Source organism: Pseudomonas sp. (assembly GCF_037994325.1).
Lineage (GTDB): Bacteria > Pseudomonadota > Gammaproteobacteria > Pseudomonadales > Pseudomonadaceae > Aquipseudomonas.
This window is the reverse complement of sequence record NZ_JBBNAH010000712.1, coordinates 1-9,975: the sequence shown is the minus strand read 5'-3', so window position 1 is coordinate 9,975 and position 9,975 is coordinate 1. Positions and strand designations below refer to the sequence as shown.

Sequence of the window (9,975 nt, the reverse complement as noted above, 5' to 3'; positions counted from 1 at the left end):
GAGCTGCGCCATGCCGACTACGACTACGTACTAGAAGACAGCCCGCGTAACAACAAAAGCAACGCCGTGCTGGTCGGCGGTACCTGGGACGCCACCGCCAAAACCACCGGCAAGGTGCGCGTGGGTTATGAAAAGAAAGACTTCGAAGACAACAGCCGTGACGACCTCACCAGCCCCATGTGGGAAGTTGGGGTCGACTGGAAGCCGCGCACCTATTCGATCTTCAGCCTGACCGCCCGCCGCGCCTTTGACGAAGGTGACGATGGCTCCGATGCGATCAAAAACACCAGCACCAAACTGGCCTGGTCGCATGACTGGACTGAACGCGTGAACTCCCGCGCGTTCTATGAATTTGCCAAGCGCGATTACGAAGGTCAGGAGCGTTCGGACGATCTGTCCAGCGCCGGCTTGACCCTGACCTACAAAACCCGTCGCTGGCTGGATGTGGCAGTGGGGTACACCTACCGCGACAACGATTCCAGCGCGGCGAACGAAAGCTACACCCGCAACATTTACATGATCAGCCTGACCGGCAGCCTCTGAGCAATAGCAACCTGAGTCGTATCTATGATCCGTAGAATTCTTGTAACGCTGATGACCCTGTTTGTTTGCCAACTGGCCGTTGCTGAAGGCGACGGTCAATACAAGTTGGCGTCTGGTGATGTCGTGCGCATCACCGTTTATGGCGAAGCCGACCTGAGCTTTGAAGAAGTGCGCCTGGACGATGCCGGCACCTTCTCTTACCCCTTTCTTGGGCAAGTAAAAGCACTGGGCAAAACCCCTAATCAGATTGAAGACCTGATCGCCAACAAGCTGCGTGAAGGCTATCTGAAAGACCCCAAAGTGACTGTCGCCGTGATCACCTACCGCGAGTTCTATATCAGCGGTGAAGTGCAAAAACCTGGCGGCTATCCGTACCAGCCCGGCCTTACCTTGCAGCGCGCCATTGCGCTGGCTGGCGGCCTTACCGAACGTGCCTCGACCAAACGCGTAACCATTGTTCGCGGTAACGGCGAGACCCGCCAAGGCGATAAAGCCACTCTCGAAACCGCCATTTTGCCTGGCGACACCATCACCATCGAGCAGGGCTTTTTCTGATGAACGATATTCAGCGCATTAACGCCGAGCGCGTCATGCCCTTTCGCAACACCAACGAAGACGATGACGTCATCGACTTGGTCAAACTGGGCAGCGTGCTCTGGCAAGCCAAGTGGAACATCGCGGCTCTGGTGGTCATTGTCACCATGCTGGCAGTGGTTGCCGTACTGAACATCAAGCCTCAGTACTGGGCCAGCGCCACCCTGATGATCGAGGAAAAAAATCCTCAAGTGTTGTCGTTCCAACAGGTCTACGACCCGGCCGACACCACCAGTGAATACCTGCAAACCCAGCTCGGTCTGCTGCAGTCGCGTGCTCTGGCAGAGCGTGTGGTACGCGAACTGGATCTGACCACCCACCCGCTGTTTGACCCACGTCAGCAACCGGAGTCGGTGTTAAGCATTCGTGGTTTGATCAAGTCGTTGGGCATCGCCGAGTTTATTCCTGGGCTGATCCATGACGACGAACAGGGGCCGAGCGAGCAAGACATTTTCGACGTTGTGACCCAACGTGTACGCGACATGGTTGGCGTGCAATTGGTGGGCAAGAGCAAGCTGCTGGCCGTTAGCGTAGAAATGCCAGACGCGGATTTGTCAGCGAAAATCGCCAACGCCTGGGCCAACGGTTTTATCACCAGCCAGTTGGACGCCAGCCTGGATATGTCGCTGGCCACTACCAGTTGGATGAACTCGCGTCTGCAAGAACTGCGCGGCAAATTGAAAGATGCCGAGAACACCTTGCAGGCCTACCGCGAATCCGAAGGTCTGGTTGACGTCGACGGTGTTGCCACCATCAGCGCCAACGAGCTGTCGATGACCGGCAACCGCATGATCGACGCCCGCCGTGCCCGCGCCGAGGCCGAGAGCCAATACCGCCAAGTACAAGCCATGGGCAACGGCGGCCTGAACCGTCTGGCCAGCGTGCCGGCCGTACTGGGTCACCCGCTGATTCAGCAATTCAAAGGCGAAGTGGCTAAAGCCCAAGCCAAGGTGGATGAGCTGTCGCGTCGTTATGGCGACAAACACCCAGCCATGGTTGCGGCGCGCTCCGATCTCGCCGCCGCTACCGCCAGCCTGCAATCGCAAGTTGAACTGGTGGTTGCCGGTATCGAGCGTAATTACCAGTTGGCCCAGGCCAACGAGGCCTCGCTAAGCAAGTCGTTCAACAGCAACAAGGCACAGATTCAGGACATCTCGCGCAAAGAATTCAAACTGCGTGAGCTGCAACGTGAAGTCGATAGCAACCGCGTGCTTTACGAAACCTTCCTGACCCGCTTGAAAGAAACCGCCGCGACCTCGGACATCAACTCGTCCAACGCCCGCGTCGTCGACAAAGCCATTGTGCCGTTGAAACCAAGCAAGCCACGCAAGTCGCTGATTGTCTCGATTGCCGCCGTACTTGCCGCCGTAATGGGCATTGGTCTGACCTTGCTGTTTGAAGCCTTGAACAACACCTTCAAAAGCACAGATGACGTTGAGAACAAACTCAATGTGCCGGTGTTCGGGGTTATCCCGATGGTGGCGAAAAAGAAACGTCAGCAAATTGCCCATATGTTCGAGCAGAACGAGGACAAGCGTTTTTGCGAGTCGATACGAACGCTGCGAACCAGCTTGGTACTGTCCGATTTGGATACGCCGCGGCAGATCGTGCTGGTCACCTCCTCCGTTCCCGGCGAGGGCAAAAGCTCGATTGCCAGCAACCTGGCGTTCTCCATCGCGCATATCGAAAAAGTGCTGTTGATCGACGCCGACCTGCGTCGCCCAACCATGGCGCGCAACTTCGATTTCCCGGTGGGCACACCCGGCCTGGCCAACCTGATTGCCGGTACCGCCAAGCTTGAAGACTGCATCCGTACCGTTGGCAACGTCGACATGATGCCAGCCGGCATGGTGCCGCCGAACCCGCAGGAACTGCTGTCGTCGTCGCGCCTGACCAATATTCTTGACCTGCTGAAAACCCGTTATCAGCGCATCATCATTGACTCCCCGCCTACCCAGGCAGTGAGCGACTCGATGTTGCTGGCCACCATCGCTAACGCAACCTTGTATGTAGTACGCGCTGAAAGCACCTCCATTGCGATGGTGCAAAAAGGCGTGGGTCAGCTGTTGCAGAACAACGCTCCGGTGACCGGTGTGGTGCTTAACCAAGTGGACCTGCGCAAGGCCAAACGTTATGGCTACAGCTATTCCAACTACTACGAAAACTACGGCGAAACGCCGCAATCACAACGCTGAGGTCTGGCGAATTTGTGACCTTTAAGTGGTGATTTGACCACTTGCCAATGGATCCGAACCTGCGCTCGACGCAGGTCATGGATCACCTGCTAATAACTTATTAATCCGCCGTAGCCTGCCTGTTATGCGCGTTAAAAAACGCGCATGGCCTGCGTGAGCTTCGCCCGGAGGCGACATGATTGACCTGCATTCACACCTGCTGCCAGGCATCGACGACGGTGCTGCCGACATGAACCAAGCGCTGGAATTAGCGGCGCATGCGGTTGCCTGCGGCACCACCCATATGGTCTGCACACCGCACTTGCACCCTGGCCGTTACAACAACACCAAAGCCAGCATCAATGCGGTGGTTCGCCGTTTTGCCACCGCCCTGGCCAATGCCGGTATCGACCTGCAGGTCAGCGCCGCCGCTGAAGCGCGGTTTGATTCGGACCTGCTCAACCTGGCCATGCGCGGCGAATTGCCGTTTCTCGGTCAGTGGAATGGCCGCAACGTATTGCTGCTGGAGTTCCCCCACCACGAAATTCCCCAGCAGGCAGACAAACTCACCGCCTGGATGCTGAAGAACAATATCCAGCCGCTAATTGCCCACCCCGAGCGCAACAAAAGCCTAATGGGTGGCAACAACTACAAACGTATTGAACCTTTTCTAGCCCAAGGCTGTTTATTGCAGGTCACGGCCGGTTCGGTTGCAGGACAGTTCGGCAGTGCAGCGCAAGAGTTGGCCGAACGTTTTCTGCTCGCCGGCCAAGTAACCATTTTGGCCAGTGATGCACACAACATGAAACATCGCCCCCCTAACCTGTTACCCGGCCTCGCCCACGCCATTGAGCTGCTCGGTGAATCCGCCGCCCGACTGCTGGTGGAAGACAACCCGTGGCGCATTGCCCGCAGCCATTTCGCCAACGCGAGCGCCGCATGAACGACCTTGCTGCAGAACAGGCCATGGAACAGCCGCGCGCCCGCGAGCGACGCGGTAATCGCCAGCCACCAAAGCCGCAATCGCGCCCCCAGTTGGTATTGACGCTGGTGTGCCTGGCGGGCTCGCTGGCAGTGATGTTCCCGGCCGCCGAAATGGCCCTCGCCGGCCTGGCCAGCTACCGCGCCGAATTGGCGTTACAGCGTTGGAACAAAACCCAGCGCGCGCCAGACCAAGGCAAATGGCATGCAGCGTTGCACGCCGCTCAGCAGGCCAACACGGTTAACCCGGTGGCCAGCGGCACTTATTTGGATCAGCTCGGTCAGGTGTATGCCTGGCAGGCTTTCGATCAGGCGGTGGGTGCCGACAGTGCCCGCCCCTCTCGCCTGCTGGCAGCCGCTGCCTTTCGCGACGCGACGGCAGCACGCCCGACCTGGCCGAACACCTGGGCGCATTTGGCCCATAGCAAATATGCCTTGGGTGAGTTCGATGCGGAATTCGCCCAGGCACTTAAGGAAGCTAACCGTTGGGGTCCGTACCGTCCTGACGTTCAGCTGGAACTTGCAAGCATCGGTCTACGCGCGTGGCCAATGCTGACTCAACAACAACGCGTCGATGCTGTCACTTCTGCACGCCAAGCCATGGATAGCACTAACGAAGCTGCGAAATCACTGTTTGCCCTTGCCCAGGCCTCAGGCCTGGAACAGACGCTCTGTACGAGCGGCGTTGACGAGAGCGACAGCACCCGAAACTACTGCACGCGTGGAGGTAACCGATAAATGACTTCACAACATAGCAACCTCATGGCTAACCGCCGTGGCCTGACCTTTTGGGGTCAGTGGGTAACCGCCATGTTCCTTGCCAACCTGGTACTCACCGCTCTGGTGGTCTCCAAGTTTGGTTCAATCCCGAGTGAGTACCGCGTTCTGGGTATTCTCACCATTCTCGGCTCAGTACCTTGCTACGCCGCTTTGCAGGTCTACCACAAACGCCACCGCCTGCTGTCGGGCATGGGCCGTTTGCTGGCCGGCTGGTGCCTGCTGCTGGGCGCGATGATGACCATCGCGTTCGCGACCCAAACCACCGGCGCGTACTCCCGTGAAGTGGTATTTAGCTGGGCCATTCTTGGCTTTATGGTGCAGGTGCTCAGCTATATCCCACTGCGCATGATCACGCGTTTGCATTCGCGCAAGCTGCGCAAAGATCGTCGTTCGGTAATTGTTGGCACCGGCACCTTGGCCAAAGAGCTGGCAGAAAAACTCAGCCACCCAAGCCGTGTGCCGCTGATTGGCATGATCGCTACCGAGCGCAGCAATCCGGAAGATACCTGCGAGCTGCCGGTACTGGGCAGCCTCAACGAACTGCGCGATGTCATCGAGCGCGAGAACATCCGCCGTGTGTATATCGCCGTGCCGTTGGGCGAAGTGCAGCACATTGAAAATATCTACATCGACCTGCTGGATATGAGCGTGGACGTGGTGTGGATTCCGGACTTCGGCTCGATGCTGCTGCTCAACCAGTCGATCTCCGAAATCGAACACATGCCGGCGATCTACCTCAACGAAAGCCCAATCAGCTCGCACCCGGCCGCCCTGTTCGCCAAGGAAGCCATGGAGCGCTCGCTGGCTGCCCTGGCCTTGCTGATGCTCAGCCCGGTGATGATTGCCATCGCCATCGCCGTGCGTCGTTCCTCCCCTGGCCCGATCCTGTTCAAACAGGAACGTCATGGCTGGAACGGTGAAGTGATCAAGGTGTGGAAATTCCGCTCCATGCGTGTTCACGCGCCAGAAACCGTGGTTAAACAAGCTACCCGTGGTGACGACCGCATTACCCCGGTGGGCGCCTTTATTCGTCGCACCTCGCTCGACGAATTGCCGCAGCTGTTTAACGTAGTGTTTGGCGAAATGGCTCTGGTTGGCCCACGCCCCCACGCCGTCACCCACAACATTTACTACACCGACAAAATCCGCGCCTACATGGCCCGTCACCGGATCAAACCCGGCATCACCGGCCTGGCGCAAATCACCGGTCACCGTGGCGAAACCGAAACCATCGACAAGATGCAGCAACGGGTCAACCAAGACCTCAACTACATCAACCAATGGTCGCTGTGGTTGGACGTGAAAATCCTGATCAAAACGCCGTTTACCCTGCTGTCGAAAAACATCTACTGATACGGCGCTTTTAGCTGTACATCCCGGCCGGGTGCCTGCCCTGCCGGGAGCTTTTCCAACCCCCGCACGAGTGTTATCCGAGCACCATGGACGCCATACCTATCGCCTTGTTTTGGGGGCTTGCCCTCTTCGGCCTGTTCGGCAGAGCGCATGTGCTGCTGTACCTGTTTTTCGGCTCCATTCCGTTTGGCGCCTTTGCGGTTATCCCCCCGGAACTCACCGGCGGCCTGACCCTGACACCGACCCCGATGGTGGTGCTGCTGATTATCTTGCGCAGCGTTGCCAGCCCTGGCGGCCTCGAATTTTTTGCCGGCGCTGCGTTTTCACCCAAGCGCCTGTTCTTGCTGTTTATGTTTTGGCTGGTGGCCATCTTCGTCACCATTTTTATGCCCCGTTTGTTTATGGGCAAAATCACCATTATTCCGGTGCGCCTGGAGCTCTCCACCTTTGGTGAGCCGCTGATGCCCACCTCGCAGAACTTCTCGCAACTGGCGTACCTGAGCATCTCGGTATTTGCCGTGTTTGCCTTTACTCGTCTGTTGCGCTCACCGGAAATGCGTAAACACGCCCTGAACGCCATGTGCCTGGGCGGGGCGATGGCGGTGTTTACCGGCATGCTCGATTGGATGAGCCAGTATGTCGGCATGGACCCGATCCTGTCGCCGTTTCGCACCGCCAGCTACGCGCTGATGACCGAAGTGCAGATCATGGGTGGCAAACGCATCGTTGGTTTGATGCCCGAGGCGTCGGTGTTTGGTGGCCGCTGCATCATGTTTCTAAGCCTGCTGTATTTCTTCCGCCATGCCATCCCCGAGCGCTGGCTGCGCAAGCGCGTAGTGCCGGCGCTGATTCCACTGCTGATCCTGTTTATCTGGCTATCGACATCGTCGGCCGGCTACGTCGGTCTGCTGGTGTTTTTCCTCGCGGCCATCATCGAATGGGGCATTCGTAAAAGTCAGCGCAGGTCCAACCTGCTCTCCCCCAAGGGCCTCGGCTTTGAGTTTTGGGTGTCCTGGACCGCCTTGCTTGGCGTGGGGTTGGTGGTGCTGTTTGCCCCCGGCCTGCTCGACCCGATTGTGGAAAAGATCAACGAGATGGTGCTGAACAAGTCGCAGACCAGCTCGTATGAAGAACGCAGCATGTGGACCGCGGTTGGTTGGCAGGCGCTGATCGACAGTTACGGTCTGGGTGTGGGCATCGGTGCCACGCGGGTATCCAACTCGCTGGTGGCGATCCTCAGCAACACTGGCATCGTCGGCGGCGTGCTGTATTTCGCCTTTGCCTTGCAAACCCTGATGCGCAAGCTGCCGGCCCATGCCAGCGGCTTGAGCCGGGCGCTGATGACCGGGTGCCGCTACGCCTACATTCCGGCTTTTATCGTCGGCCTGCTGACCAGTACCACCCCGGACTTCGGCAGCTTTAACTCGTTCCTGTATGGCTTGGCCCTGGCGGTGATCATCACCACGCCGAAAAGAGCCCAGCAGCCTGAAACTTCTAAGGTATTTCGCGTGATTCAACCGCCTCTGCATCACCCGTTTGGTGACGTACCACGATGAGTAAAAGCCCCGCTCAATCGCGCGCTGATTTTATTTTTGTCTACCTGGCGTACACCCTGCGCTACCTGTATTTGCTCTTGCTGATTCCGTTCTACGGGCGGGTGCTGGGCGTGGAAGGTTATGGCGTGGTGCTGGCAGCCATGTCGCTGATGACCATTGCCTGGCGCTTCGTGGAATGGGGGTTTGCCATGGTCGGCATGCGCGACATCGCCACTGCGGCGCCCGAGCGTTATGCCAGCCTGTTCGGCCAACAGCTCAGCGCCCGCTTGATTCTCAGCGTGATCGCCTTGATCGGCGGCGGAGTCGCCATCTGGCTGTCTCCCGTGCTGGCCGCTTACCCGGTTGCCGGTATCGCCGCCGTCACCCTGGGCATTGTTTCGGCATTCAACCTGGGCTGGTACTTCACCGGCAGCGCCCGCCCACGCAGCGCGGTAAAACTGGAAGTGCTGGGGTTTGCCGTAAGCCTGACGCTGATTTTCAGCCTGGTGCGCGGTGAGGGTGATACCGACTTGGTCATGCTCTCGCTGCTGGCCTCGGGCGCCATTGCCCTGGCAGCCGCTCACTGGCTGGTACGCCGGGAAATTTCCAGCGCGCGGGTCAGTCTGCGTGATGGCCTGGCATTGGTGCGCTCCTCCAGCACGGTGTTTTTGTACACCGGCACGTCGGCGCTGTTGATTGCTTCGTCGACCTACTTGTTAAGCATTCTGTCCACGCCCGAACAGGTCGGCACCTTTGGTGCAGCGGAGCGCTTGATCGCCATTGGTTTAAGCGTGATGGCCCCGGCCGGGCAGATTTTCGTACCCCGCATTACCGCCCTGTTTGTCAGCGACAGCGACGGCGCCCATGCGTTGATTCGCAAAGCGATGTTGCTGTTGGTCGGCATCGGCGTGTGCGGCTTGCTCTGCACCCTGGTGCTGGGCAAGTGGGTAGTGCCCTTGCTGTTTGGTCCCGGCTTTGAACAAAGCGTGGCCGTGCTGCAATGCATGGCGCTGCTGTTCCCGATCAGCGCCGTGACGCTGGTACTGAGCAGCTACGTACTGATTCCGCTGCACAAGGAAGGTCTGTTGGCCAAAGTCATCTTGTTCGGCGCCGCACTAAGCCTGCTCTGCGCAGTCCCATTGGGCATCTATTACGGCGGCATGGGCATGGCTATCGCCCGGGTAATAGGAGAACTGGTGGTGTTTGTCTGCCTGATTTTCTCGTGCTGGAAACTGGGCATCCTGGCTCGCATCTTCAACGTTAAACATGATGGGCTCGTCAAATGAAAGCATTCGTCGTTATCGCCACAAAAGGCCGCAGCAAAGAAACCTACGTTTTGCTCGATTACCTTGAACGCCAAACGTTGCCGGCTGCACACGTGCTGATCGTTGGCAGTGAAGACAAAGACGTCGACGGCCTCGCCGCGCACCCAACGGTGGCCGCCGGGCAAACCACAATCATGCTCTCGCGCGCCAGCCTGACCATTCAGCGCAATGCCGGCCTGGAAGCGCTGGTGCCGATGGTGGCAGGCCTGGACCCGAAAGAGTGGTTCGTGACCTTTTACGACGACGACTTCCGCCCCGCCGCCAACTGGCTGGAAGCCGCCGCGCAAGCGCTGGTTGAGAACCCCAAAGTGGTCGGCATTACCGGCAACGTATTGGCCGATGGTGTTAACACCGAGTTTGGCGTGACCGAAGGCGATGCCGCGTTGTACCTGGCCGGCAGCAAGGCGCCGGAAGCCCACTGGTCGAGCGCCTCGACGATCAAAACCGTCGACGGCCTGTACGGCTGCAACATGAGCTACCGCGGCACCATCGCCCTGGACATGCGTTTTGATGAAAACCTGCCGATGTATGGCTGGCAGGAAGACTTCGACTATTCCAGCCGCGCCCGCGCCCGTGGCGAGCTGATTTTGCTGCCCGCCGCCCGTGGCGTGCACTTGGGCTCAAGCTCAGGTCGTACCAGCGGCGTGCGCTTTGGTTACTCGCAAATTTCCAACCCGATTTTCCTGCTGA

Annotated in this window: 9 protein-coding genes; all 9 read left to right on the top strand. The window is 58.6% G+C overall.

The genetic code is table 11. The features are described from left to right. Window positions 1-543: outer membrane beta-barrel protein (locus tag AAAB16_RS23560; RefSeq protein WP_340665528.1), on the top strand; the 543-nt coding region annotated here is incomplete at its 5' end. 51 nt (window positions 544-594) lie between these two features. Further along, the gene (locus AAAB16_RS23555) at window positions 595-1,098 is read left to right on the top strand and encodes a polysaccharide biosynthesis/export family protein (RefSeq protein WP_340665529.1); all 504 of its coding nucleotides are present in this window, start codon (window positions 595-597) and stop codon (window positions 1,096-1,098) included. Beyond that, a complete protein-coding gene (locus AAAB16_RS23550; RefSeq protein ID WP_340665527.1) occupies window positions 1,098-3,332 on the top strand; it encodes a polysaccharide biosynthesis tyrosine autokinase in 2,235 nt (744 codons plus the stop codon). Before AAAB16_RS23555 ends, AAAB16_RS23550 begins: the two co-directional genes overlap by 1 nt. Before the next feature lie 175 nt (window positions 3,333-3,507). Next, window positions 3,508-4,254, top strand: a complete 747-nt coding sequence (locus AAAB16_RS23545; protein ID WP_340665526.1) for a CpsB/CapC family capsule biosynthesis tyrosine phosphatase — start codon at window positions 3,508-3,510, stop codon at window positions 4,252-4,254. Further along, window positions 4,251-5,030, top strand: a complete 780-nt coding sequence (locus AAAB16_RS23540; RefSeq protein WP_340665525.1) for a hypothetical protein — start codon at window positions 4,251-4,253, stop codon at window positions 5,028-5,030. The genes AAAB16_RS23545 and AAAB16_RS23540 overlap by 4 nt, the downstream gene beginning before the upstream one ends. Continuing rightward, a complete protein-coding gene (locus AAAB16_RS23535) occupies window positions 5,031-6,425 on the top strand; it encodes an undecaprenyl-phosphate glucose phosphotransferase (protein WP_340665524.1) in 1,395 nt (464 codons plus the stop codon). A gap of 86 nt (window positions 6,426-6,511) precedes the next feature. Then, window positions 6,512-7,981 (top strand): hypothetical protein, encoded by a 1,470-nt coding sequence (locus tag AAAB16_RS23530; protein WP_340665523.1) that lies wholly within the window; start codon window positions 6,512-6,514, stop codon window positions 7,979-7,981. Continuing rightward, window positions 7,978-9,246, top strand: a complete 1,269-nt coding sequence (locus AAAB16_RS23525) for an oligosaccharide flippase family protein (protein WP_340665522.1) — start codon at window positions 7,978-7,980, stop codon at window positions 9,244-9,246. The genes AAAB16_RS23530 and AAAB16_RS23525 overlap by 4 nt, the downstream gene beginning before the upstream one ends. Beyond that, window positions 9,243-9,975 (top strand): hypothetical protein (locus tag AAAB16_RS23520; protein ID WP_340665521.1); only part of this gene is annotated, 733 nt, incomplete at its 3' end. The genes AAAB16_RS23525 and AAAB16_RS23520, both read left to right, overlap by 4 nt.

Excerpts from the sequence above, each read along its gene's own strand:
- AAAB16_RS23555 (WP_340665529.1), top strand. The coding sequence starts at position 595 with ATGACCCTGTTTGTTTGCCAACTGGCCGTTGCTGAAGGCGACGGTCAA.
- AAAB16_RS23550 (WP_340665527.1), top strand. The coding sequence starts at position 1,098 with ATGAACGATATTCAGCGCATTAACGCCGAGCGCGTCATGCCCTTTCGC.
- AAAB16_RS23545 (WP_340665526.1), top strand. The coding sequence starts at position 3,508 with ATGATTGACCTGCATTCACACCTGCTGCCAGGCATCGACGACGGTGCT.
- AAAB16_RS23540 (WP_340665525.1), top strand. The coding sequence starts at position 4,251 with ATGAACGACCTTGCTGCAGAACAGGCCATGGAACAGCCGCGCGCCCGC.
- AAAB16_RS23535 (WP_340665524.1), top strand. The coding sequence starts at position 5,031 with ATGACTTCACAACATAGCAACCTCATGGCTAACCGCCGTGGCCTGACC.
- AAAB16_RS23530 (WP_340665523.1), top strand. The coding sequence starts at position 6,512 with ATGGACGCCATACCTATCGCCTTGTTTTGGGGGCTTGCCCTCTTCGGC.
- AAAB16_RS23525 (WP_340665522.1), top strand. The coding sequence starts at position 7,978 with ATGAGTAAAAGCCCCGCTCAATCGCGCGCTGATTTTATTTTTGTCTAC.